This window comes from Methylovorus sp. MP688 (assembly GCF_000183115.1).
GTDB classification, from domain to species: domain Bacteria; phylum Pseudomonadota; class Gammaproteobacteria; order Burkholderiales; family Methylophilaceae; genus Methylovorus; species Methylovorus glucosotrophus.
The window spans coordinates 660978-686397 of sequence record NC_014733.1 but is presented as its reverse complement, the minus strand read 5'-3'; the positions used below and the strand labels follow the sequence as shown (position 1 = coordinate 686397).

Sequence of the window (25420 nt, the reverse complement as noted above, 5' to 3'; positions counted from 1 at the left end):
ACCTCCTATTGGCAATTAACCTGCTTGAATTCAGTGCCGGCAAACTCCGGCTTCAGTTTTTCGACTTCGGTAACGACTTCGGTAGATAACGGCCCGAGCAACAAGGTTGTCAGGCCTTTTTCCGCATGCCGCATTCCCTTGGTTGCAGAACGCACTCCGCGGTTCCGCAAATCATTAAGCAGACGATTGGCCAGTTGCTCATCGGTAAATACCCCCAGTGAAATCGCGTTTCTCCATAAAGGATCCTGCATCACTGCACTTTCGGTAATTCCCAATGACTGCAGTTCCTGGATTTTTGCCTGGGCTGCCTGCAGGGATTTCATGGGCGGAATGTAAACCCAGTAGCGGATGGTATCACTGACCTTATCCTCACGCTCCTGAGGCGATATGGATAATTTGAGCAGTGCAGCGCGCGCAGTTGCGACCGTATTGGCGGTGAAGCCCGCCCATTCGTAACATGCGTTGGTAGTGCTCTCAGCTTCTACCGCCGCTTTTTTCGGCAGCTTGGCGGCTTCTTCTGCGGTATAAAGCTTGATGCGCTCGGGTGAAATCGATTGCTCAGCAACGCCAGGCAATTCGTTGCCGGAGGGCTGCGTTTTGAAATAGGCCCAGACCAATACATTCACAACGATCAGCGCGGAAACCAACCACTTCATAAACATTCTCTTTCAAGATAGAACAAGCCACGCAATACCAGCGAAGCATCTATTGTGATGGGCATATCAGCTTGCGCTTGCACCAATGCCTGTCTTAACAATTCCGCATCGCCACCGGTCAGCACGCACGGAATCACGATAGCGGGATCCAATCCTGGCAGGGTTTTCATCTGCTGCCATTGCAATAACACACTGCCCGCCATCGCATGCGAAATGCCAGTATACAAGGCATCGCCAGTATTCGTCGGCGCTGTACGCCACATCCCGGGCAAAGTCCGGATGCCGTCGGTATTCTGCAAAAGGGCCTGATGCATCAGGCGAAAACCGGGGCTGATCGTGCCGCCTTTAAATTCGCCACCTGACGGTTGTTCGTGACGACCTAGCATGTCCACCGTCAGCGCCGTGCCTGCACTTACTACCAGACAAGGCGCACGATAGTGCTGCCAGGCCGCAATCAGGGCGGCCCAGCGATCACTGCCCAGGGCCTCAGGCGGCTGATAACGATTAAACACCCCGGCCGCAGCGTGCGATGCATGTACCCAGTGCACTGGCGCTTTCAGTTGTTCAAACAGGGTAAGCAAAGGTCGGCTTGCCGCCAGGCCAGCCACATTCGAAACGACAATGCGCTTGGCCTCTTGCCAGCACGTGGGCAATACTGAATCCGCCAACGCCTCGTTTAGCCAACTGCCCTCGGCCACCACACTTGCCTTGGGATCAAACAAGGCCCATTTGCAACGGGTATTGCCAGCATCGATTGCCAGTATCACGCCACGCCCTTTCGCAAACTGATTTCGCCTGAGGTAAAACGCTGCTCACCCGCGTCGGTCATCACCCGCAAGCTGCCATCCTCCGCCACGCCAGCGACCACGCCATGGCGTTCGGTAGCATCTGGCATCAACAAGCGCACGGGCTGCTGATGGTAAACATGCATGGCTTGCCAGTCGGCGACCAGCGCCGCAAACCCCTCTTGCTCAAAGCGGCCAATCACCTGCAGCATGTGCTTCAGCACAATGCCCAGCACCACATTGGCATCCACGGCTTCATCCTTGAGGCTTTGCAGATCAATCGCCGCCTGGTCAATCTGCGCCAGCATGCGCTCCGGCAAACGCAAATTGATTCCAACGCCAATCACAGCAGCACTCGGCCCCTCCATATCGCCCTGCAACTCAATCAGGATACCGGCAAGTTTGCGGTACTCCACCAGCACATCATTCGGCCACTTGAGCGCAACGGTCACGCCCATCTCGGCAAATGCCTGCCCAAGTGCCAGCCCAACTGCCAGACTCAAGCCAGATAAGGCTGCCGCCCCCGTATCGAAGCGCCAAAGCAGAGAGAATGTGAGGCTGTTACCCAGCGCGGATTGCCACACCCGACCACGGCGCCCTCGCCCATGGGTTTGATGACTGGTAACGGCACAGCTGAGATGAGCAGCCCCGCTCGCTGCCTGCTGCATCAACCAGCGATTAGTGGAATCGAGCTGATCGTGCACCAGCAGATGCACGTTGTTAGAGGCAGACCCGAGCGCCGCCGAAATCTTATCGGCCCGCAATAAATTGAGCGGCTGGGAGAGTCGATAGCCTTTGCCACGCACCGAGAAAATTTCAACGCCTAGTGTTTCTGCATGTTTGACTGCATTCCATACCGTGGATCGGCTTACCTTGAAATGGGCAGCAAGTGCCTCGCCAGAATGGAAGCTCCCATCCGCCAGGCGGTGCAGAATGGGGAATGTAAGCGGGTTTGTCATGTCAGGGCTATATTAGCATAGGCACGAGTGTCCACTCAGCAGGCGGCTGGGTGTAAAATATCGGCAATCCCATTTTAGTCAGATTCCATGTCAGCCGATAAAACCCCAGTAGCACCTGCCTCCAATTTCATTCGTCATATCGTTGAACGCGACATCGAGCAAGGCACCTATGCCAGCCGCCAATGGTGTGGCGAGCCCGGCGATGCAAGCACGCAGGCAACCGGCCAGCCAGACCCGGCCAAAATCCGCACGCGCTTTCCGCCTGAGCCCAATGGCTACCTGCATATCGGCCATGCCAAGAGCATCTGCCTGAATTTCGGTCTGGCACGGGATTATCAGGGCGTATGCCACATGCGCTTCGATGACACCAACCCGGAAAAAGAAGAACAAGAGTACGTAGACTCCATCAAGGACTCCGTGCAATGGCTGGGCTTCGGCTGGGAGGCATTTGGTCACTCCCATCTGTATTACGCCAGCAATTATTTCGATTTCATGTACCGCGCGGCGGAATACCTGATCACGTCCGGCAATGCTTATGTCGACCAGCAATCCGCCGAAGAAATGCGGATTAACCGTGGCACGCTGACCGAGGCGGGCAAAAATTCCCCCTGGCGCGACCGCCCGGCTGAAGAAAACCTTGCCCTTTTCCGCGAGATGCGTGATGGCAAGCATCCGGATGGCAGCATGGTATTGCGCGCCAAGATCGACATGGCGTCCCCCAATATCAATCTGCGTGACCCGGCGATTTACCGTATCAAACGCGCGACTCACCACAACACGGGCGACACCTGGTGCATCTACCCGATGTATACCTATGCCCATCCGCTGGAGGATGCGCTGGAAGGCATTACCCACTCCATCTGCACGCTGGAATTTGAAGACCAGCGGCCGTTTTACGACTGGGTATTGGAAAAACTGGCGGAGGGTGGCCTGCTGGCACACCCGTTGCCCAAACAATACGAATTCTCGCGGCTTAACCTCACCTATGTGGTGCTGTCCAAGCGCAAGCTGATTGAGCTGGTAGATGGCGGCCATGTCAGTGGTTGGGATGACCCTCGCCTGCCCACCCTGGCGGGCGCACGCCGTCGCGGCTACACCCCGGAAGGGTTCCGCCTGTTTGCTGATCGCATCGGCGTCTCCAAAGCAGACTCCTGGATTGAGTACACCATCCTTGAAGACTGCATGCGCGAAACGCTGAATGAATCTGCCGAACGCCGTATCGCCGTGCTGGACCCGATCAAGCTGATCATCGACAATTATCCGGAAGGTCAGTCCGAAGACTGCTTTGCCCCTAACCACCCGCAAAAACCAGAGCTCGGCAAACGCACAGTCCCCCTGTCGCGCGAACTCTGGATTGAGCGCGAAGACTTCATGGAAGTCCCCAGCAAAGGCTATTTCCGTTTGTTCCCGGACAATACCGTGCGCCTGCGTTATGGCTATGTCATCAAATGTACCGGCTTTGAAAAAGACGCCGACGGCAATGTGACGGTCGTGCACTGCGATTACCTGCCAGATACCAAGTCCGGCACGCCTGGCGCCGACAGCATCAAGGTCAAGGGCAACATCCACTGGGTGTCCGCCGCGCATGCCTATGCCGCCGAAGTGCGCCTGTATGATCGCCTGTTCAAGGAGGCTCATCCAGGCAGTGGCGACCGCAACTACCTGAATGACATCAATCCGAACTCGCTCACCGTGATCACGGCGCAACTCGAACCTGCCCTCAAGGAAGCCAAACCGGAAGACACCTTCCAGTTTGAACGCCATGGTTATTTTGTCGCCGATAAAAAAGACTCGGTTGAGGGCAAACCCGTGTTCAACCGCACCGTGACATTACGCGATGCCTGGCAGAAATAAGCCGGCCGTTTGACCCCCATGGAGAAAAATGTGGTCGCGGTGAGCCTGGAGCAAGCATATCGATTGCTGAATCACGGGCCCACCGTGCTGGTAAGCTCTGCCCATGGGGATCAACGCAATGTGATGGCAGCGGCCTGGAACATGCCGCTGGACTTCAAGCCACCCAAAGTGGCCATTGTGATCGACAGGAATACCTACACACGCGAACTCATCCTAGCCAGTGGCAAGTTTGCCATTAACGTACCATGTGCGGCCCAAGCCGACTTGGTGGTGAAGGTAGGCTCGAGTTCGGGACGTGAATTGCTGGGGAAGGCACCAGCCACCAAGTTTGCCGCTTTTGATTTGCCAACCTTTGCTGCCAGCAAAGTCCCGGCACCGTTAATCAAGGGCTGTGTCGCATGGCTGGAATGCGAGCTGATTCCTGAGCCCCATATTCAGGATACCTACGATTTATACCTCGCTGAGGTAGTCGCCGCCTGGGCAGACGAGCGGGTGTTCTCGGATGGTCGCTGGCATTTTGACGATCATGATGCATTGAAAACCCTGCACCATGTGGCCGGAGGATTTTTCTTCACGCCCGGCAAGAGTATTCAGGCGACTTAAACAAAAAAGCCGACGTCATCGTCGGCTTTTTTATTCCCTACCTGGTGCTATTTTTTCTCAGAGGGAAACAAAGTGGCATGGGTGTCATGCTCTTCAACTTCTTCTGGTTTTTTCTGGGCACCCTCTGCCGGGATTTTTTCAAACGTGAATTCCAGAATATTGGTTTCCGCCAAGGGCTTTAATGGTTCAAACTCGGGAAGAACCGGAGGCTCCTCCACAATAGGCTCCAGCTCCGGCAACATCAGAGTGTCTTCTTCTGGTTCTGGAGCGGGCGTCTGATCCGTCAGTCCTTCAACAATATAAAGCGGGTTATGCGGCGACAGGCGATGCCCCATCACAGCCGCACTGTGCCACTGTTCCAGCGTTCCCGGCTCCCCATTCTCCGCAGCTTGTTGCAAGCGCAATGCAAGATTATCGAAGGCAATCGCGTCCTGACGTTCCGCATAAATTTTCAACAGGCAAAGCGTCAACTCATGGCGATCCGGTGTTTTTTCCAGTGCATTCAGCAGAATGTTTTCGGCCTGCTCGTCACGACCATAGGAGATGTAAATCTCCGCCTCGACCATGGGATCCACCTCATGGATGTCAAAATCAGCCTCCTGCTCCGAGCCGGGCTGCGACGGCGCAGTCGATGAAGATGCCTCCTGCTTATCCTCTGCCACTGCCGCCGCAATGGCAGGTGCCATAATGGCCGCTACGGCTGGTTCAACAGGCATTACCGGCGGGGGCGCGCTCACCACTTTAGGCTCAACATCATTCGGATGGGGGCGAGGAGCGGTCGTTTGTACCATGCTTTCGTGCCAGTTCTGCATGGCGGTCAATCGACGCATGTGCAGGTAATACACCATGCCTAGTGAGACCAATCCCAGCAGCAAGCCCAGGCCTATCCATACCAGGCGGTCGAGCACCGTATCCCAGAAACCCGGCTGCCCCTGGTTGGCAACCGTTGCCAGTGAGGGTGCGGGGGGTGCAGCCTGGGCGACAGCAGGCGCTGGCGCAACAAGCTCGGGCGTAGGAGTGGCCTGCGTGCCCCGACCTTTCGCTTCCGCGTTTGCATCGGCAGTGGGCTCCCCGGTCTGGCCATCCTTGTCGGCAGCATCCGAGGTATCTCCGGGCGATATCTTTAAAACAAACTCCGGGTTGGCTGGAGCATCTGCCGACTTGGGTGCTGCAGGAGGAGGAACCTCAACGACCGCAGGCCTCGCCTTGTTTGGAAGCTCTCCGCCCAGCGCTTCAGGACTGGGAATCTTGAGCACCTGACCAGACTTGAGCTGATTGATATCGCCATCGAGAAAGGCTTCGGGGTTGGCGGCATACAAAGCGGCCATCACCTTTTTGAGTGGTACTCCCGCCGGTTGGTATTGTTGGGCAACCTTGCCAAAAATATCGCCCGGCTGTGTCAGATAGGTATCGGCGGATAACGGGATAGCGGCTTTGGACGTGTAAAACGCATGGGCAACATTGCCGCCAGAGCGTGATTTGCGGGATTTGGATTTTACCGGGAATGGAGGCGGTACTTCTGCGACCAGCCCCTGACTTTGCAACTCGGGGATTGTATTAACGACGACAGGTTCATCGCCAATTTTGCTGGTGGGAGGATCGAGCAATACCGTGTATTGCCGAACCATATGCAAATTATCCGAGTCCACCTTGATAAGCAGCTCAAGAAAAGGCTCATTGACGGCTCTTGGTGTGGTGACGTGCAGAACATGTGTGCCATCTGGCCGCGCCACACTGGTGACCCGGACTCCCGGTGGCACGATGGCGTCCTGCAGTCCGGCTGTCAGATATTCATCATTATTGCCGATACGCGCGACAAGCGTGGCGGCTTCCTTGGCTGGCATTTCCAGCAACTCGATGTCTGCGTTAAGTGGTTCCCCCAGCGTCGATTTGACATTAATACGCCCCAGGCCTGCACCAAAGGCAAGCACAGGCACCAATACCAGCAGAAGTATCAGCGAAAGCGCTTTGAAGCAGGACCTGCGTGCAAGGGAATTTATAGGAGGCATATTGGCATCATTGAATTTTTTAATAATGGTAGCAATTTCATCATGTTGCATCTGTTTTTATAAGTACTTCCCCAATGTTCGTACAGTAACCCTTTCCAGAGTGACTGTAAATGGCAATACGGATTTGACGCGCCGGGAAAATCTGCTAGGGAGATGCAATTTATGCGCCTGCTAAAGCATGAGGGCGGATAAAATAGCGGCATTATATTTTGCCTTCGTGCATCGCTTATTTTTGGAGAGCTATCAGAATGAACATTGCCAACAATACCGCTGAGCTGGTGGGGAATACCCCGCTGGTACGCTTGAATCGTATCAGTGCCAATCTGCCCGCTACCATCGTCTGCAAACTGGAATACATGAATCCAGCCCATAGCGTGAAAGACCGCATTGCCGTAGCCATGATTGATGCCTTGCAGGCCGCTGGCAAACTCAAGGCAGACAGCATCGTGCTTGAACCAACCAGTGGCAATACGGGCATAGGCCTCGCCATGGTGTGTGCAGCGCGCGGCTTGCGCTGTGCATTTGTCATGCCGGAAACCATGAGCCGCGAGCGCAAACTGCTGCTCAAGGCGTATGGGGCAGAATTGATCCTGACCCCGGGTAGCGAAGGCATGCCTGGCGCCATACGCAAGGCAGAAGAACTGGCGGCGGCTGATTCCCGGTATGTGATCGCCCAGCAATTTTCCAACCCCGCCAACCCGGCCATACACCGCAGCACAACCGCTGAGGAAATCTGGCGCGATACCGATGGCAAGGTCGATATTTTTGTGTCTGGCGTTGGCACCGGTGGCACCATTACGGGTGTTGGCGAGGTGTTGAAGGCCCGCAACCCTGCCATACAGGTGGTTGCTGTAGAACCCGATGCAAGCCCGGTATTATCCGGAGGCGCTCGCGGTCCGCATCCGATTCAGGGCATAGGTGCAGGCTTTATTCCCGAGATTCTGAATACGGCGATTTATGATGAAATCGTCCGTGTAAAGAATGATGATGCCATGGACATCGCCCGCCGCATGGCAACGGAGGAAGGCTTGCTGGTCGGCATATCCTCCGGCGCAGCCGTATCGGCCGCGTTGCAATTGGCCGCCCGCCAGGAAAACAAGGACAAACTGATAGTGGTGATTATTCCATCCTTTGGCGAACGCTATTTGTCGACGCCGCTTTATAGCCACCTGGATGTGTAATGGCGAGTAAAAAGCATCGCAAATCGCGCCTGAAAAAAGCCGGGGCAGCCCCCGGCACCCTGGTCTATATCGGGGACATCAAAACCCAGCAACCCGCCATTCATATTCTGGAATATGGAGCGGAGAGCCTGCATGAAAAGCAGCTCACCCAGGCTGAGCTCGCGCATTACCAGCGGCCGCCCTCCTGCAAGTTATGGCTGAATGTCTATGGTTTGCACGAAACCAGCCTGATCGCTGAATTGGGTAAATGTTTCGGACTACACCCGCTGGTCATGGAGGATATCCTCAATACCAATCAGCGCCCCAAAGTGGAAAGCTATGGCGATTACCTCTATATCGTCTTGCACCATGTAGCCTACGACTCGGTATCTGACCAGCTGCAAACCGAACAAATCAGCATCATCCTCGGGCGCGACTATGTACTGACCTTTCAGGAGCGCCCTACCGGTTGCTTCGAGCCAGTGCGCGAGCGGCTGCGCAATGGCCGCGTTCACATCCGCGAGGCGGGGACGGATTATCTTGCTTATGCATTGCTGGATGCCGCCGTGGACCAGTATTTCAGCACCCTGGAAAAACTGGGTGATGAATGCGAGGAGCTGGAGGAGCAATTGCTGCACACGCCCAACAATCAGCATTTGCTCCAGTTGCACAAGCTCAAGGGCCAGAGCATGGAATTGCGCCGCAGCATCTGGCCATTGCGTGAAGCCGTCAACCAGCTGGTACGTAATGACGACAAGTTTTTTGCCGTGGAGAATGTCGTCTTTCTGCGCGATGTGTATGACCACACCATCCACCTGATCGAATCGCTGGAAGCGATACGGGATCAGTTAGGCAGCATGCTGGATATTTACATGTCGAGCATCAGCAACCGGGTCAACATGGAAGTGCGGGCGCTGACGGTCGTCACCATGCTCTTCATGCCGGCTACCTTGATCACCGGGATATTCGGCATGAACTTTGACAGCATGCCGTGGCTTAAAAACCCCAATGGTTTCTGGTGGACGCTGTGCGTCATGGCCTTTGTCGCTTCCTCCATGGGGCTTTTATTCTGGCGCCGCCAATGGCTGAGCCGGCACTAGGCCTGGCAGCTCTGCCCAGGCTTTATCAGTTGCGAATCTTTTCAGGGAATTTGGCGCGAATCTTAGCGACCTTGGGGGCTGCAACCAGCATGCAATAGGGTTGTTCCTGATGTTGCTCATAGTATTGCTGATGGTAATCCTCCGCGGCATAAAACACGGCGGCATCATTAACTTCGGTGACGATAGGCGAGGCAAACACATGCAGCTGATTGAGCTCGGCAATCATTTGTTCAGCGGTAGATCGCTGTGCTGCATTCTGGCAGAAAATCGCCGAACGGTACTGGGTGCCAATATCATTTCCCTGCCGATTTGGCGTCGTCGGATCATGCGATAAAAAGAAGATTTCCAGCAATTCGTAAAAGCTGATCCGCGCAGGATCGAAGCTGATACGGATGGCTTCCGCATGCCCAGTATCCCCGCGGCACACCTGTTTGTAGTCCGGCTGCAATGTATGCCCGCCCGTGTATCCGGAGACGACTTTCTCAACGCCATCCAGCTGTGAAAACACAGGCTCAAGGCACCAGAAACAACCGCCCGCCAATACTGCTACATCCAACTCTTTTACCATGGTGCATCCTGTCAGTTATCGCAAACGAAAAAATCGCCGCTATCAATTACTACCGAATTAGTGGGCTTGATCGTATGATAGTTCTGTTTTACACGAAGATCGGGTTTCAGATTCAGCTTTTGTATGCCTTAAAAGGAATTACATGCGTCGAATTGCGGTATTCAATCAAAAAGGAGGCGTAGGAAAAACAACCTCCGTACTTAACCTTGCAGCCGCCATGCTCAGTCAGAAACAATCGCCGTTATTGATCGACATGGACCCCCAATGCCATCTCACGGAAATCCTGAGCGACGGCCTTCCCAGTTCGCAGCGCAGTTTATTTGGCTTTTACCAGAACAATACACCGCTTGATGAGCTCACTACGCCATGGAATGACGCTGGCTTGTTGATTCCGGGACATCGGGAATTGGTGAAGGTAGATAGTATTTTTGGCAAGGGTCCCACTATCCTTAATCGCCTGCGATCAGGACTGGATGCGCTGGAAAAAAAGATCAATCTTGACTGCATATTACTGGATTGCTGCCCTTATCTGGGCGTACTTTCCTTGAATGCGGTATTTGCAGCAGACTTGATTATCGTGCCGATTGCTTCCGATTTTTTATCTCTGCAAGGGGCCCAGAAAGTCGAGAAGACATTGAAGGCGCTGGAGAATGTGCTTAAACGTCGAGTGCCTCGGCGTTATTTGCTGACTTGTTACGATAGACGGAGAAGCATGACGTTCGAAGTTGAAAAGCTCGCGCGGCAATATTTCGCTCACGAGCTATGCCAGACAGTTATTTCGGAAAATGTGGCGGTCGCAGAAAGTCCCCAGGCCAAAGAGGATATCTTCCGCTACAGCCCGCAGGCTAAGGGCGCCCATGACTATATGGCACTACTGCAGGAGCTCAGCAAGATTGAGCTGAGCGAAGAGCTTGATCCTGCTGTTCATGTGGATTTAACCAAGAGGTCCAGTATATCTTCGTAATTGGAAGTCGGCGCTTTGCCACCGGATAACACCCGACAATCCAGAATTTCACAGTGCGTGTACATTTTTTGCAGTTTTAGGCGGGCCTCCGTCTCGTCTCGGCCGAATATCTGCAAATTGTCTACCACCACACCATTTCTACTTCGTATCTGGTATACGTATTTCGCTGCAACCCTGCTTTCCATTGCCCCGCCCCCTTGTTATACCTCAGCAATAGCATCCCCATGACAAAGCACGGCGGAGCTTCTGCCCATACTTCATCGCGTTGCTATATTGCTTGTCGATAATCCTAATACGGCAATCCCTGAATAAACTTTATCTGGATAGTACGTTCCAAACTGAACATTCGTCATCCACCTACTGTTTTGAGGAAAGTATGCGCACAATAAAAGAAGGATCCCCTTTCCCCCGGGGCGCAACATACGATGGCAAAGGTACTAACTTTGCATTATTTTCTGATAATGCCACAGGTGTGACCTTGTGCCTGTTTTCCGCAGATGGCAAAGAAGTTGAACGAATAGACCTCACGGAATGCACCAACGGAGTTTGGTATGTTTATATTCCAGACATCCAGCCAGGCCAGTTGTATGGTTACCGGGTTCATGGCCCTTGGGATCCTGTTCAAGGGCAGCGTTTCAATAGCAACAAATTATTGCTCGATCCTTATGCGAGAAAGCTTTCCGGGGATATCCAGTGGGATGATGCCCTGTATGGCTACCAGCTCAGTCCATCCAAAGATGCGGACCTCCGCATGGATGATCGCGACAGCGCGGCCTTTATGCCCAAAGCGATTGTGGTGGATCCTGCGCCTCTGACCAAATCAAACAAACCACAAGTCAAATGGCCCAAAACCATCATTTACGAGGCCCATGTCAAAGGGCTGACCATGAAGCATCCCCTGATACCGGATGATATTCGTGGAAGCTTTGCAGCCCTTTCGGACCCTGCCTTGATTGACCATATGCATCGCATCGGCATTACTTCATTGGAGTTGTTGCCGATACATGCCTTTGCTCAGGACAGGCATCTGATTGAGCGTAATCTTAGAAATTATTGGGGATACAACACGCTGGCCTTCTTTGCCCCAGAGACCAATTACCTGCATAGCGGGGATCTCGAAGAAATAGCCACGACTGTGGATCGTTTGCATGAAGCAGGCATTGAGTTGATTCTGGATGTTGTTTACAACCATACATGTGAAGGCAATCATCTGGGACCTACCTTATCCTGGAAAGGCATAGACAATCTAAGTTATTACCGATCCCTGCCTGGTGAACCGCGCTATTACGACAACCTGACCGGGTGCGGGAATGCCTTGAATACATCCCACCCGAAAGTACTGCAGATGGTCATGGATAGTCTGCGGATGTGGACGACAGTGTATGGCGTTGATGGGTTCCGATTTGACCTGGCCTTAACCCTGGGCCGCGAGGACACTGGTTTTACTGCCCGCCACCCTTTTTTCCATACCATATTGCAAGACCCCATATTGTCCCGCTGCAAGCTCATCGCAGAACCATGGGATGTCGGCCCGGGTGGCTATCAACTAGGTGAGTTTCCACCTGGATTCTCGGAATGGAATGGCGACTATCGTGATGTGACTCGTGATTTCTGGAAAGGTGATGAAGGTTGTTTAGCCAAATTCGCAGGCCGATTTGCTGCATCCAGTGATTTGTTCGACGCCCAGCATCGTCGTCCGTGGTCCAGTGTGAATTTCGTGACCGCCCATGATGGATTCACACTGCACGATCTTGTTTCCTATAACGAAAAACACAACGAGGCGAATGGCGAAGATAATAACGACGGTGCTAATGACAATAGAAGCTGGAATTGTGGTGTAGAAGGTGAAACTGAAGATGCCGAGATTAATGCGTTGCGTCTGCAGCAAAAGAAAAATTTCCTTATCACATTATTTCTTTCGCAAGGCGTCCCCATGCTGTTAGCGGGGGATGAACTACACAACAGCCAGGGCGGTAATAACAATACCTACTGTCAGGATAGTGAAATTGGATGGATAGACTGGCAAAACCCTGACAAAACCTTGATCGAACTTGTCGGATTACTCGCCCAGATACGCCGTGAAAATAATGCGATATCCAGAGCAGAGTTTTTAACCGGCGTGAACAAACACGGGAATGCCGATGTAGCGTGGTACAACGTCAATGGTCAGCTAATGACCAACGAGCAATGGGAAGACCCTTTCAATAAATCGCTTATCGTGAAACTCATGGCTGTCGACAAGCACCAGGCTAGCATACTGGTGATATTCAATGCGTCGCACATTGAAATAGAAGCCACAATCCCGGAATGCGAAATCAAGCAATGGCAATTCCTGGTGAGCTCATCGGGTGAAGGCAAAGAGGTAAAACAAAAGGATAGTTTAGTAATACCAGCACGCTCGATTCATGTGTACAAAACTGCATCAAGCTAAATACACAGCTTGGTTTGCATGATGAGCAGAGTACATTTAGAGCTCAGGACAGCATGGTCGCTGTCCTGAGGAGTGCTCTAGCAATATGGATTTCAAGTACCACAAAAGCAAAAAGCCTCTGCATCAGCAGAGGCTTTTTTAATGAGAAGCTTGGCGGTGACCTACTTTCGCATACGAGAAGTATACTATCATTGGCGCAGAATCGTTTCACGGCCCTGTTCGAGATGGGAAGGGGTGGTTCCAATTCGCTATGGCCGCCAAGCATAACCGGTAGTGCTTGAGATGATGCATTCAAGCCCTGTTAAGCTTTGCATGTTCGTTCGAACACGCTGACCTTGTCCTTGCAGACAAGCGTCTTTAAAAAACAGAAGAAGTAAAGTATGCGTATTGATTGCGCTTTAGAGCAACCTTGAACTCAAGTTTCAAGGTTATAGGATCAAGCCTCACGAGCAATTAGTAACGGTCAGCTTAATGCATTACTGCACTTCCACATCCGTCCTATCAACGTCCTGGTCTCGAACGACTCTTTAGTGTGCCTAAAGCACAGGGAAGTCTCATCTTGAGGCAAGTTTCACGCTTAGATGCTTTCAGCGTTTATCTTTTCCGGATTTAGCTACCCGGCTATGCCATTGGCATGACAACCGGTCCACCAGAGATCCGTCCACTCCGGTCCTCTCGTACTAGGAGCAGCCCCCCTCAAACTTCCAACGCCCACGGCAGATAGGGACCAAACTGTCTCACGACGTTTTAAACCCAGCTCACGTACCACTTTAAATGGCGAACAGCCATACCCTTGGGACCGGCTACAGCCCCAGGATGTGATGAGCCGACATCGAGGTGCCAAACTCCCCCGTCGATATGAACTCTTGGGAGGAATCAGCCTGTTATCCCCAGAGTACCTTTTATCCGTTGAGCGATGGCCCTTCCATACAGAACCACCGGATCACTATGACCTGCTTTCGCACCTGCTCGACCTGTCCGTCTCGCAGTCAAGCAACCTTATGCCATTGCACTATCAGTACGATTTCCGACCGTACCTAGGTTACCTTCGCACTCCTCCGTTACTCTTTGGGAGGAGACCGCCCCAGTCAAACTGCCCACCATACACGGTCCCCGATCCAGATAATGGACCTAGGTTAGAACCTCAACAACATCAGGGTGGTATTTCAAGGTTGACTCCACAAGAACTGGCGTCCCTGCTTCAAAGTCTCCCACCTATCCTACACAAATCTTGTCAAAGTCCAATGTAAAGCTACAGTAAAGGTTCATGGGGTCTTTCCGTCTAGCCGCGGGTAGATTGCATCTTCACAAACATTTCAACTTCGCTGAGTCCCGAGAGGAGACAGTGTGGCCATCGTTACGGCATTCGTGCGGGTCGGAACTTACCCGACAAGGAATTTCGCTACCTTAGGACCGTTATAGTTACGGCCGCCGTTTACCGGGGCTTCAATCAAGAGCTTGCACCCCATCATTTAACCTTCCGGCACCGGGCAGGCGTCACACCGTATACGTCCACTTTCGTGTTTGCACAGTGCTGTGTTTTTATTAAACAGTCGCAGCCACCTTTTCACTGCAACCCCATCGGCCTTCGAGAGTAAATCTCTACAACCTACCGGGGCGCACCTTCTCCCGAAGTTACGGTGCTAATTTGCCGAGTTCCTTCTCCCGGGTTCTCTCAAGCGCCTTAGAATTCTCATCCTGCCCACCTGTGTCGGTTTGCGGTACGGTCTCAATATAACTGAAGCTTAGTGGCTTTTCTTGGAAGCTTGGTATCAATCACTTCGTGCACAAGTGCACTCGTCGTCACGCCTCAGAATTGACCCTCCGGATTTGCCTAAAGGATCTCCCTACACGCTTAAACCACCTATTCCAACAGATGGCTGACCTAACCTTCTCCGTCCCCACATCGCATTACATTGAGGTACAGGAATATTAACCTGTTTCCCATCAGCTACGCATCTCTGCCTCACCTTAGGGGCCGACTCACCCTGCGCCGATGAACGTTGCGCAGGAAACCTTGGGCTTTCGGCGAGGGAGCTTTTCACTCCCTTTATCGCTACTCATGTCAGCATTCGCACTTCTGATACCTCCAGCATTCCTCACAGAACACCTTCGCAGGCCTACAGAACGCTCTCCTACCATGCATATAAATATGCATCCGCAGCTTCGGTTACGTGCTTAGCCCCGTTACATCTTCCGCGCGGGACGACTCGACCAGTGAGCTATTACGCTTTCTTTAAAGGATGGCTGCTTCTAAGCCAACCTCCTGGCTGTCTGTGCCTTCCCACTTCGTTTTCCACTTAGCACGTCATTAGGGACCTTAGCTGGCGGTCTGGGTTGTTTCCCTCTTGACCACGGACGTTAGCACCCATGGTCTGTCTCCCGTGATTGCACTTCTCGGTATTCGGAGTTTGCAATGGTTTGGTAAGCTCTTATGAGCCCCCTAGCCATAACAGTGCTCTACCCCCAAGAGTGAGACACGAGGCACTACCTAAATAGTTTTCGGAGAGAACCAGCTATTTCCAAGTTTGTTTAGCCTTTCACCCCTATCCACAGCTCATCCCCTAATTTTTCAACATTAGTGGGTTCGGACCTCCAGTACCTGTTACGGCACCTTCATCCTGGCCATGGATAGATCACTTGGTTTCGGGTCTACACCCAGCAACTATCGCCCTATTCGGACTCGCTTTCGCTACGCCTCCCCTATCGGTTAAGCTTGCTACTGAATGTAAGTCGCTGACCCATTATACAAAAGGTACGCAGTCACCCCTTACGAGGCTCCCACTGTTTGTATGCATGCGGTTTCAGGTTCTATTTCACTCCCCTCCCGGGGTTCTTTTCGCCTTTCCCTCACGGTACTGGTTCACTATCGGTCGATTACGAGTATTTAGCCTTGGAGGATGGTCCCCCCATGTTCAGACAGGATTTCACGTGTCCCGCCCTACTTGTCGTTATCCTAGTTCCACAAACGGGATTTCGTATACGGGGCTATCACCCGCTATGGCCGGACTTTCCATTCCGTTCTACTATCGCGTCTGCTAAAAATAACAGGCTTTTCCGGGTTCGCTCGCCACTACTTCCGGAATCTCGGTTGATTTCTTTTCCTCGAGCTACTTAGATGTTTCAGTTCACTCGGTTCGCTTCGCTTCTCCTATATATTCAGAGAGCGATACCCTTGCGGGTGGGTTTCCCCATTCGGACATTCCCGGATCAAAGCTTATTTGCCAGCTCCCCGAGACTTTTCGCAGGCTACCACGTCCTTCATCGCCTGTAATCGCCAAGGCATCCACCACATGCACTTATTCGCTTGACCCTATAACGTTAAAACCTGAGCCCTTTTAAACTCAAATCTCGCGACCAACGAGTAGTAGTCGGTCCGCTATAGGCTTGCTTCTAAAGCAACTTATTTGAATCCGCTTATTTCTTTCGAACTAAACGAGCTCAAATGTTTTGATTTCTGCAATCAATTACCCATTTGAACACTCAGAACCTCATCACAAAGTTCTTGTGTTCTCTTTACTTCTTCCATTTTGTTAAAGATCAATCCGGCTTTAAAAGCCAGAAATAAATACAGCAACCTGCACTTATTTCTAACTTCTTCATCAAGGTAGTGGTGGAGGATGACGGGATCGAACCGACGACCCCCTGCTTGCAAAGCAGGTGCTCTCCCAGCTGAGCTAATCCCCCTACTCGGGTGAATCTGGTGGGTCTGGTTGGGCTCGAACCAACGACCCCCGCCTTATCAAGACGGTGCTCTAACCAGCTGAGCTACAGACCCTTCTAAGGCCATTCCTTGATGTGCTCTTGAACAACCGATAAGTGTGAATGCTTGCAGCTTCGGATTTTCTCTAGAAAGGAGGTGATCCAGCCGCACCTTCCGATACGGCTACCTTGTTACGACTTCACCCCAGTCATGAATCCTACCGTGGTAATCGTCCCCCTTGCGGTTAGACTAACTACTTCTGGTAGAACCCACTCCCATGGTGTGACGGGCGGTGTGTACAAGGCCCGGGAACGTATTCACCGCGACATGCTGATCCGCGATTACTAGCGATTCCGACTTCATGCAGTCGAGTTGCAGACTGCAATCCGGACTACGATCGGCTTTCTGGGATTGGCTCCCCCTCGCGGGTTGGCAACCCTCTGTACCGACCATTGTATTACGTGTGAAGCCCTGGCCATAAGGGCCATGAGGACTTGACGTCATCCCCACCTTCCTCCGGTTTGTCACCGGCAGTCCCAATAAAGTGCCCAACTAAATGATGGCAATTATTGGCAAGGGTTGCGCTCGTTGCGGGACTTAACCCAACATCTCACGACACGAGCTGACGACAGCCATGCAGCACCTGTGTCTACTTTCCCTTTCGGGCACCTAATGCATCTCTGCTTCGTTAGTAGCATGTCAAGGCCAGGTAAGGTTTTTCGCGTTGCATCGAATTAATCCACATAATCCACCGCTTGTGCGGGCCCCCGTCAATTCCTTTGAGTTTTAATCTTGCGACCGTACTCCCCAGGCGGTCTACTTCACGCGTTAGCTGCGTTACTAATGGATTTTACTCCACCAACAACTAGTAGACATCGTTTAGGGCGTGGACTACCAGGGTATCTAATCCTGTTTGCTCCCCACGCTTTCGAGCATGAGCGTCAGTATTAGGCCAGGGGGCTGCCTTCGCCATTGGTATTCCTCCACATCTCTACGCATTTCACTGCTACACGTGGAATTCTACCCCCCTCTCCCATACTCTAGCCTTGCAGTTTCAAACGCAGTTCCCAGGTTGAGCCCGGGGCTTTCACATCTGACTTACAAAACCGCCTGCGCTCGCTTTACGCCCAGTAATTCCGATTAACGCTCGCACCCTACGTATTACCGCGGCTGCTGGCACGTAGTTAGCCGGTGCTTCTTATCAAGGTACCGTCATCCTCACCCGGTATTAGCGAGTAAGTTTTCTTTCCTTGCGAAAGAGCTTTACAACCCGAAGGCCTTCTTCACTCACGCGGCATGGCTGGATCAGGCTTGCGCCCATTGTCCAAAATTCCCCACTGCTGCCTCCCGTAGGAGTCTGGACCGTGTCTCAGTTCCAGTGTGGCTGGTCGTCCTCTCAGACCAGCTACTGATCGTCGCCTTGGTGGGCCTTTACCCCACCAACTAGCTAATCAGATATCGGCCGCTCGTTCTGCGTAAGGTCCGAAGATCCCCTACTTTCCCCCTCAGGGCGTATGCGGTATTAGCTAATCTTTCGACTAGTTATCCCCCACAATACGGTACGTTCCGATATATTACTCACCCGTTCGCCACTCGTCAGCAGAGAAGCAAGCTTCTCTCTGTTACCGTTCGACTTGCATGTGTAAAGCATGCCGCCAGCGTTCAATCTGAGCCAGGATCAAACTCTTCAGTTTAATTCCCAACTATTACTTGTGACCCCAATAAAGGGGTCGGTATGTCGCTTGGCTTAATTCTCAAATGAATCTAGGTATTTCTACAAAGTTTCATTCAAGGTGTTAAGCACTTATGTATCTTGAGTGTCACCCGGCATTACCGGGCCGACTTCACAAAACCACAAGCACTCACACCTATCGATTGTTCAGTTTGTTAAAGAGCAGGTACTTCTTATTTCGCTTTCACTCATCAACGTTTCCGTTGAGAGGTGCGCATTATACAGCGCTTAAACGTTTCGTCAACAACTAAATTCAGACTCGTTTATTTGGTTGCGGGGACAGGATTTGAACCTGTGACCTTCGGGTTATGAGCCCGACGAGCTGTTCCGTTGAGAGGTGCGCATTATACAGCGCTTAAACGTTTCGTCAACAACTAAATTCAGACTCGTTTATTTGGTTGCGGGGACAGGATTTGAACCTGTGACCTTCGGGTTATGAGCCCGACGAGCTGCCAGACTGCTCCACCCCGCGTCCGCTTCGTCGCTTCGCTATGTACGTTGCGTCGAGAGGTGAGACTATAGCAAAGCAGAAACGACACTGTCAACGCTCTTTTGAGGTTTTCCACTAAACTCCCGCATCCCCTGAAGCGGCGCCAGATGCCATTTCCTTAATAATCAAGGAGATCAATTGCTCTTTGCCCAATACGCGGTTTTAGGGATTTTTTAGCCAGCCGCCGCGTCTTTCAACATCATCCGGACTCTGACCAGATCTGCCGGGGTATCTACCCCGGCAGCGGGGGCATGCGCAGTCTCGGCAACACTGATCTTATAGCCATGCCAAAGCGCCCTTAGCTGCTCTAGCATTTCAGTTTTCTCCAAGGAACAGGCTTCAAGAAGACTATATGCATTAAGGAAACTCACCTTATATGCATAGATACCTATATGTCGGTATGCCACTATCTCCTCCGGTGAAGACTCGCTCTGGAAAGCATCGCGAGCATAAGGAATAGGAGCGCGGCTGAAATAAAGCGCGTGCCCATCCTTATCGGTCACTACTTTGACTACGTTGGGATTGAATATCTGCTCACGATCATGAATGGCATGACATGCAGTTGCCATGGCCGCTTCTGGATGATCGCGCAGGTTGGTCGCGACTTCTTTAATCAATAGCGGATCGATCAGCGGCTCATCGCCCTGCACGTTGACGACTATCGTGTCATCACTCCATCCAAAATATGCCGCCACCTCCGCAATACGATCCGTTCCGGAGGGATGATCCTCTCGCGTCATGATGGCCTGATATCCATAAGACTGCACCGCTTGCAGGATATCGGCATGATCCGTCGCCACAATCACCTGCTCAGCGCCACTCTGCAGGGCGCGCTCAACAGCCCAGATCACCATCGGCTTGCCGGCGATGTCGAGCAATGGCTTTGCGGGCAGACGGGAGCTGGCATACCGGGCGGGGATGACGACATTGAATTTCATATTCAGACTTCTTCCGTGTCCGCCAGGCGCCGTGCTTCATCTTCCAGCATGACGGGAATGCCATCACGTATGGGATAGGCCAGACGACAAGGCTTGCAAGCGAGCTCTTGTGCTTCTTTTTTAAATACCAGCGGGCCCTTGCATACGGGGCACACCAGGATGTCGAGTAATTTTGCATCCATATCAAACTCCTAATTTACTGAGAACATGTGGCAGAAATGCAGGCGAAAGCTCGGCTTCAACAGGCATCACCCACCAGTTGGGTTGCGCAAAGGCGGCACACTTCACGGCATCTTTCTCAGTCATGATGACGGGAACATCATCACAAAATGCCAGCTGCGAAGCCTCAAAGGCATGATGATCGGGAAACGGGTGCTCAATCACTTCAAGCCCGGCGCTTTTCAATTGAGCAAAAAAACGCTGGGGATTGCCGATACCAGCCACAGCGTGAACAGCCTGACCTTCAAATACCTTTAGCGCACATGTGGATGCAGGTGATTTGAGGTTATACAGTTCATGACTGACCAGTTGCATATAAAAGCCATCCTCATCGCCATTGGCACCGTTCATTACCACGGCATCCACCTCGGACAAGCGCGCCACCGGCTCGCGCAAGGGGCCGGCCGGCAATAATCGACGATTGCCAAACAGGCGGGCTGCATCCACCACCGCAATTTCAATATCGCGCTGCAATGCATAATGCTGCAGGCCATCATCACTGACGATCACATTGCACTCCGGAGAATTCGCCAGCGCAGCCTGCGCCACTTTGGCACGCTCGCGTCCAATCCAGACAGGGACCTGCGTGCGTTGCGCCATTAACAGAGGCTCATCTCCCACAATCGCCGGATCACTGCCAGGCTGGACCTGCCTGATATCGACAACATCGGCGTAGGCGGCATAGCCGCGGCTTACGATCAAAGGATGAAAACCCGCTGCTTGCAATTGCTTGACCAGCCAGATGACGAGGGGCGTTTTTCCTGTCCCGCCCACACTGATGTTGCCGACCACAATCACGGGCACGGGCAGGCGAAATGAAGGGAGAAGGCTATATTGATAGGCTAGGCGCCGGAGACTGCTTAAAGCGGCAAAAAGCCAGGATAAAGGAATCAGCAGCAGATGCCAGACGCCGGTACGTGTCCATTGTTGCTGGATAAAGGTAGCCAATTTCGCCTTCATCGGGCTCAGGCCTCGCTTACACAGTACAACTTAGTGAAACTGCTTTTGATACAGCTTGGCATAATAGCCATCCTGCGCCAGCAAGGATTGATGATTACCGCTCTCGACAATCCGGCCATGATCCATCACCAGAATGCGGTCTGCATTTTCAATAGTGGACAGACGGTGGGCAATCACAATGGTGGTCCGATTGCGCATCAGTTCGTCCAGGGCTGCCTGCACATGCTGTTCGGATTCGGTATCGAGCGCGGAAGTCGCTTCATCCAGCAGCAAAATCGGAGCATCCTTCAAAATCGCACGGGCAATCGCAAGGCGCTGGCGCTGACCGCCAGACAGGCGAACACCGCGGTCGCCAATCTCACTTTGCAGGCCCTCGGGCAATTGCTGGATGAACTCCCATGCATGCGCCGCCTTGGCTGCGGCGATGACATCCGCCTCCGACGCATTACGCAACACACCGTAAGCAATATTATTGAACACGGTGTCGTTGAACAGGATCACATCCTGGCTCACCAGTGAGAATTGTGCCCGCAGATTATGCAAACTCATCTGCCGGGTATCCAGACCATCCAGCAGCAACTCGCCCTGCTGATACTCATAAAAGCGCGGCAGCAAATTCACCAAGGACGTTTTGCCGCCACCAGAACGACCCACCAGGGCCAGTTTTTCACCGGGGTTTACCGTGAAGTTGAGATCACTCAAGGCGGCGCGCTTGGCATTCTCGTAATGCAATTCCAGATGACGAAACTCGATCAAGCCGCGCGCGCGTCCAATTTCACGCGTGCCTGTATCTACCTCTACCGGCGAATCAATCAAGGCAAACACACTTTCCGCGGCCGCAAGTCCGGTCTGGATATCCTCATTCATGCCGGTAAGGCTTTTAATAGGCGCGATCAGCATCAACAAGGCGCCAATAAAGGCAGCAAACTCGCCTGCGGTAAAATTGCCAATGGCGTAGTAAACCACCAGCCCCAGCGCCAAGCCCGCCAGCACCTCAATCACCATACTGTTAAGGCTGGACAGGCGCGCCATCTTGATCAAGGTATAACGGTTGCGCCCGGCCACTTTGGCAAAACGCTGAAACTCGTAATCGGCACCGCCAAAAATCTTGACCACACGCTGACCGGACACAGCCTCTTCAATCACCTGCGTCAAATCGCCCATGGACTCCTGCACCACACGGCTTGCCTGTCGCAGCTTGGGCGTCATGATCTTCAGGTAAAACACCATCAATGGCACCACGATGACGAAAATCATCGTCAGCTTCCAGTCAAGGTAGAGCATGTAGCCCACCATGCCGATAATGGTCAGGGTATCCCGCACCGCCGCCACCGCCACATTGGTCGATGCCTTGGCAATCTGCTCGGTATCGTAGGTCAGCTTGGAGGTCACCATCCCGGCTGAATTCGCATCAAAGTAACTGACCGGGAATGCCATCAATCGGCGAAATGCATCCAGGCGCAAGCTTTCTACCACGCGGCGCGAGACCCAGCGCATGCCAAATGCAGAGACAAACCCGGCAAACGCGCGCAAGGCCAGCAGCCCGAACAGCATCAAGGGCAGCAATGCCAGCTTGCTGCTCTCGCGCTGGACGAAACCTTCATTCACCACCATCTTGATGGTTGCCAGAAAACCGGTATTCGTCGCTGACAGCACGACCAGCCCCAGAATGGTAAGTGTCATGGCTACCCAGAATTTACGGGTATAGCCGAGCAATCGCATATAAAGGGTTCTGGCGTTATGCTCGGAAGCAACCGGGGCTCGGCGGGAGGATTTTTTGGACATAAATCTCAGGGACTGTTAAAAGGTTTGCCCGCCAAATGGCGGGCAAACCAGGATAGTGGAGTTACCCGAACAGGTAAACGTGCGTCAGAATCAGGAGCCAGACTTTACCTGTGTCGCAAAGTTGATATGGGTATAGTTTTCCTGCCGCGCAGCTTCCATGACATTCACCACAGACTGGTGCGTGCTGTTGGCATCAGCATTGATCACAATGGTTGGTTCCTTGCCGTTACCGACGGCCTGCCGTAATGCGACGCCAAGACCAGCCACGCTGGTATCGCTCACCGGCTTGTCATTCACCACATAATGCCCGCTGGCATCAACACCTACATTCACGATCAGCGGCTTTTGCTCTGGCGGCGTTGCCTCTGCGGTAGGCAGGTTGATCTGCAACTCACTCACGCGCGAGAACGTCGTGCTGACGACCAGAAAGATAATAATGACCAGCAACACGTCGATCAACGGCACCAGATTCATTTCCAGATCTTCGTGCTTTTTTCCGCGTTGAAAATTCATGGTGTTTGCTCGCTTATTTACGTTCGCCGTGGATGAGTTCCACCAGCTTGACGGCTTGCTGTTCCATTTCCACAATCAGGCCATCTACCTTGCCGCGGAAATAGCGGTAGAAAATCATCGCGGGTACGGCCACGACAATACCGCCTGCCGTGTTATACAGCGCGACGGAAATACCACGGGCAAACTGAGCCACATCATGGCCAGTCGCAGTAAAGGCACCGAAGAGTTCGACCATCCCGATCACCGTACCCAGCAGACCCAGCAGCGGGCTGACAGTGGCGATAGTACCCAGTGTGGTGAGGTATTTTTCCAGCTTGTGCGCCACGGCACGGCCGGACTCTTCAATCGCTTCTTTCATGACTTCGCGAGAAGAATCGACATTGGCCAGGGCACTGGCGAAAATCTGCCCCAGCAGGGAATGTTGTTGCAACTTGATCAAGGTTTCCTTGTTAACACCGCCCTGGCCCAGCCAACGCTGCACTTCCGGCAACAGGTTGCTAGGTGCAATCAATTCGGCACGCAATGCCCACAAACGCTCAACAATAATCGCAACAGCAATGATAGAAGCGATAATCAGCGGCCAAATCGGCCAGCCGGCCGCTAGAATAATTTCCCACACAGTGAGGCTCCAAAGGATGATCAAAAGTGGCAATACTTTAGCGTGCGAGCCGGTTTTCAGCAAGCAAACTTACAACTGGCAAGCGCTTCGCCAAACGCAGGAATGACAAAGCCGGACAAGGTGTCCGGCTTTCAGATAAAGGCATGATGTCTATGCAAAAACTTCCTCAGGCGCGCAAGGGCTCCACCAGTTTGAGTTTGCTGGCCGCCTTTACACGATCTATTACCCCCAGCACATCCAGCACGCGACAACAGTAAGCCACCTCATTGTCATGCATCAGCGTCAGGCCCAATTGTCGCCCATGGCTCACGGTGAGATGCCGCATTTGCAGGATGGCGGAAAACTCCGTGCCGAGATAATCAATGCTGGCACGCTGATGCCCCCAAGCGCCGTAATCACATTGAACAATGCCATTAAGATCGCCCCTGGCATATTTTTCAAACAACTCAATACATTCATCGCGCGAGGTGTCGCGGGTCAGCGTCGCGGTTATATCGATAATAGACACGATTTCAGTCGGCACGCGATATGACAGGGAGTCCAGCTTGCCTTCTAGCTCCGGCAAGGCCAATACGGTAGAAGCAGCGACATTAGTGCTGGTTGGCAGAATGGAGGCCGCGCAGGCACGGCCCAGATGCGAAGTGGGGTGATACCCGTCCAGCGCGCGCTGATCGGACAGCGCCGGGTGTATGGTAATGACCCTGGCATACTCAATGCCTATATGCTTTTGCAGCACATAGGCCACAGGCGCCAGCGCATTGCCTGTACAGGTATTGGAGGCAATGATGTCATGCTGCAGGGGATCATACTGCTCGTGGTTGACACCGTAGACCATGCTCATATCACAGCCGGCGATATTGGCCGTACACACCACTTTCCGCGCCACCTTGCGCTCGATAACGGCACGCAAATCGGCAATCGATGCCGTGCCGGTCGCGTCGATAAAGACATCGAGATCAAACTCACGCAGTGCGGCAAAGCTGTCTTCGGTGGGGCGGCGGCGGCGATCAACGCGCTCGTAACGAATGCGCTTGTCGCCAAGAATCAGATCGTTGCCTTGAAAATCCAGGGTAAATGGCGGTTTGCCATAGGTGGTGTCGTGCGCGAGCAGATAAGCCACCTGATCGATGGGCATCACATCACATACGACCTTGATATCGAAACGCCCCTCGGCCAATGCAGCGTGGTTCGCTCGTAAAATACCGCGGCCTATGCGGCCCAGTCCTGCAATGCCAACGCGCAAGGGTGTCATATCAAGCTACTCCGTCTCGATTTTTGTTTATTTTTTCGTTGCCACCATGCATTACTGCGTATCCCCATGCATGCGTACCCTGTCTTATAGATACTTCGGCAGCACCGAGCCAAACTTTAC

General features: G+C 52.8%; 18 protein-coding genes, 3 tRNA genes and 3 rRNA genes. 6 read left to right on the top strand and 18 right to left on the bottom strand.

Features of this window, described 5'->3' with window-relative positions; genetic code table 11:
• Positions 1 to 5 precede the first annotated feature (5 nt).
• Genes MPQ_RS03340 through MPQ_RS03330 form a run of 3 tightly spaced genes read right to left on the bottom strand, consistent with a single transcriptional unit; the run spans position 6 to position 2400 of the window.
• Complete coding sequence (locus MPQ_RS03340) at positions 6 to 656, bottom strand: SPOR domain-containing protein (RefSeq protein WP_013441486.1); 651 nt, start codon at positions 654 to 656, stop codon at positions 6 to 8.
• Positions 653 to 1423, bottom strand: coding sequence for a type III pantothenate kinase (locus MPQ_RS03335; RefSeq protein ID WP_013441485.1), 771 nt, complete (start codon positions 1421 to 1423; stop codon positions 653 to 655). Before MPQ_RS03335 ends, MPQ_RS03340 begins: the two co-directional genes overlap by 4 nt.
• On the bottom strand, positions 1420 to 2400 hold the full coding sequence (locus MPQ_RS03330; RefSeq protein WP_013441484.1) for a biotin--[acetyl-CoA-carboxylase] ligase: 981 nt from the start codon (positions 2398 to 2400) through the stop codon (positions 1420 to 1422). The genes MPQ_RS03335 and MPQ_RS03330 overlap by 4 nt, the downstream gene beginning before the upstream one ends.
• 87 nt (positions 2401 to 2487) lie before the next feature.
• On the opposite strand from MPQ_RS03330, the gene MPQ_RS03325 reads away from it, so the two are divergent.
• Positions 2488 to 4254 carry a glutamine--tRNA ligase/YqeY domain fusion protein gene (locus tag MPQ_RS03325; protein WP_013441483.1) on the top strand — a complete coding sequence of 589 codons (1767 nt, stop codon included), beginning with the start codon at positions 2488 to 2490 and terminating at the stop codon, positions 4252 to 4254.
• A gap of 18 nt (positions 4255 to 4272) precedes the next feature.
• A complete protein-coding gene (locus MPQ_RS03320) occupies positions 4273 to 4857 on the top strand; it encodes a flavin reductase family protein (RefSeq protein WP_013441482.1) in 585 nt (194 codons plus the stop codon).
• 47 nt (positions 4858 to 4904) lie between these two features.
• Here the strand turns inward: MPQ_RS03320 and MPQ_RS03315 are convergent, their stop codons facing one another.
• Entirely contained in the window at positions 4905 to 6866 is a 1962-nt protein-coding gene (locus MPQ_RS03315; protein WP_013441481.1) for a FimV family protein, read from the bottom strand.
• A 248-nt stretch (positions 6867 to 7114) separates the two neighbouring features.
• On the opposite strand from MPQ_RS03315, the gene cysK reads away from it, so the two are divergent.
• Positions 7115 to 8047 carry a cysteine synthase A gene (gene cysK, locus MPQ_RS03310; protein WP_013441479.1) on the top strand — a complete coding sequence of 311 codons (933 nt, stop codon included), beginning with the start codon at positions 7115 to 7117 and terminating at the stop codon, positions 8045 to 8047.
• Entirely contained in the window at positions 8047 to 9126 is a 1080-nt protein-coding gene (gene corA, locus MPQ_RS03305; protein ID WP_013441478.1) for a magnesium/cobalt transporter CorA, read from the top strand. The genes cysK and corA overlap by 1 nt, the downstream gene beginning before the upstream one ends.
• Before the next feature lie 25 nt (positions 9127 to 9151).
• Here corA and msrA read toward each other — a convergent pair whose 3' ends face one another.
• Positions 9152 to 9694 (bottom strand): peptide-methionine (S)-S-oxide reductase MsrA, encoded by a 543-nt coding sequence (msrA, locus tag MPQ_RS03300; protein WP_013441477.1) that lies wholly within the window; start codon positions 9692 to 9694, stop codon positions 9152 to 9154.
• A 142-nt stretch (positions 9695 to 9836) separates the two neighbouring features.
• On the opposite strand from msrA, the gene MPQ_RS03295 reads away from it, so the two are divergent.
• Positions 9837 to 10658: a ParA family protein gene (locus MPQ_RS03295; RefSeq protein ID WP_013441476.1), complete on the top strand. Its 822-nt coding sequence runs from the start codon at positions 9837 to 9839 to the stop codon at positions 10656 to 10658.
• Positions 10659 to 11034: 376 nt separating this feature from the next.
• Positions 11035 to 13089 carry a glycogen debranching protein GlgX gene (gene glgX, locus MPQ_RS03290; protein ID WP_041361993.1) on the top strand — a complete coding sequence of 685 codons (2055 nt, stop codon included), beginning with the start codon at positions 11035 to 11037 and terminating at the stop codon, positions 13087 to 13089.
• 148 nt (positions 13090 to 13237) lie between these two features.
• Here glgX and rrf read toward each other — a convergent pair.
• The 13 genes from rrf to MPQ_RS03225 all read right to left on the bottom strand — a co-directional run bounded on the left by rrf (position 13238) and on the right by MPQ_RS03225 (position 25300).
• Positions 13238 to 13351: ribosomal RNA gene (gene rrf, locus MPQ_RS03285) — 5S ribosomal RNA — on the bottom strand.
• A gap of 170 nt (positions 13352 to 13521) precedes the next feature.
• Positions 13522 to 16402: ribosomal RNA gene (locus MPQ_RS03280) — 23S ribosomal RNA — on the bottom strand.
• Positions 16403 to 16700: 298 nt separating this feature from the next.
• Positions 16701 to 16776: transfer RNA gene (locus tag MPQ_RS03275), tRNA-Ala, on the bottom strand.
• Positions 16777 to 16790: 14 nt separating this feature from the next.
• Positions 16791 to 16867: transfer RNA gene (locus tag MPQ_RS03270), tRNA-Ile, on the bottom strand.
• A 74-nt stretch (positions 16868 to 16941) separates the two neighbouring features.
• Positions 16942 to 18486, bottom strand: a 16S ribosomal RNA gene (locus MPQ_RS03265).
• The 16S, 23S and 5S rRNA genes sit together here with 3 tRNA genes alongside, the layout of an rRNA operon.
• Positions 18487 to 18919: 433 nt before the next feature.
• Positions 18920 to 18996 (bottom strand) — tRNA-Met (locus tag MPQ_RS03260).
• Between the two features lie 191 nt (positions 18997 to 19187).
• Positions 19188 to 19952, bottom strand: coding sequence for a 3-deoxy-manno-octulosonate cytidylyltransferase (gene kdsB, locus MPQ_RS03255; RefSeq protein WP_013441473.1), 765 nt, complete (start codon positions 19950 to 19952; stop codon positions 19188 to 19190).
• A gap of 2 nt (positions 19953 to 19954) precedes the next feature.
• Complete coding sequence (locus MPQ_RS03250; protein ID WP_013441472.1) at positions 19955 to 20134, bottom strand: Trm112 family protein; 180 nt, start codon at positions 20132 to 20134, stop codon at positions 19955 to 19957.
• A gap of 1 nt (position 20135) precedes the next feature.
• Positions 20136 to 21131 (bottom strand): tetraacyldisaccharide 4'-kinase, encoded by a 996-nt coding sequence (gene lpxK, locus MPQ_RS03245; RefSeq protein ID WP_013441471.1) that lies wholly within the window; start codon positions 21129 to 21131, stop codon positions 20136 to 20138.
• 30 nt (positions 21132 to 21161) lie between these two features.
• The gene (gene msbA / locus MPQ_RS03240) at positions 21162 to 22916 is read right to left on the bottom strand and encodes a lipid A export permease/ATP-binding protein MsbA (RefSeq protein ID WP_013441470.1); all 1755 of its coding nucleotides are present in this window, start codon (positions 22914 to 22916) and stop codon (positions 21162 to 21164) included.
• A gap of 90 nt (positions 22917 to 23006) precedes the next feature.
• Positions 23007 to 23429, bottom strand: coding sequence for a biopolymer transporter ExbD (locus MPQ_RS03235; protein WP_013441469.1), 423 nt, complete (start codon positions 23427 to 23429; stop codon positions 23007 to 23009).
• 13 nt (positions 23430 to 23442) lie between these two features.
• Positions 23443 to 24048 carry a MotA/TolQ/ExbB proton channel family protein gene (locus MPQ_RS03230; protein WP_013441468.1) on the bottom strand — a complete coding sequence of 202 codons (606 nt, stop codon included), beginning with the start codon at positions 24046 to 24048 and terminating at the stop codon, positions 23443 to 23445.
• A 166-nt stretch (positions 24049 to 24214) separates the two neighbouring features.
• Positions 24215 to 25300, bottom strand: coding sequence for a type I glyceraldehyde-3-phosphate dehydrogenase (locus MPQ_RS03225; RefSeq protein WP_013441467.1), 1086 nt, complete (start codon positions 25298 to 25300; stop codon positions 24215 to 24217).
• Positions 25301 to 25420 lie beyond the last annotated feature (120 nt).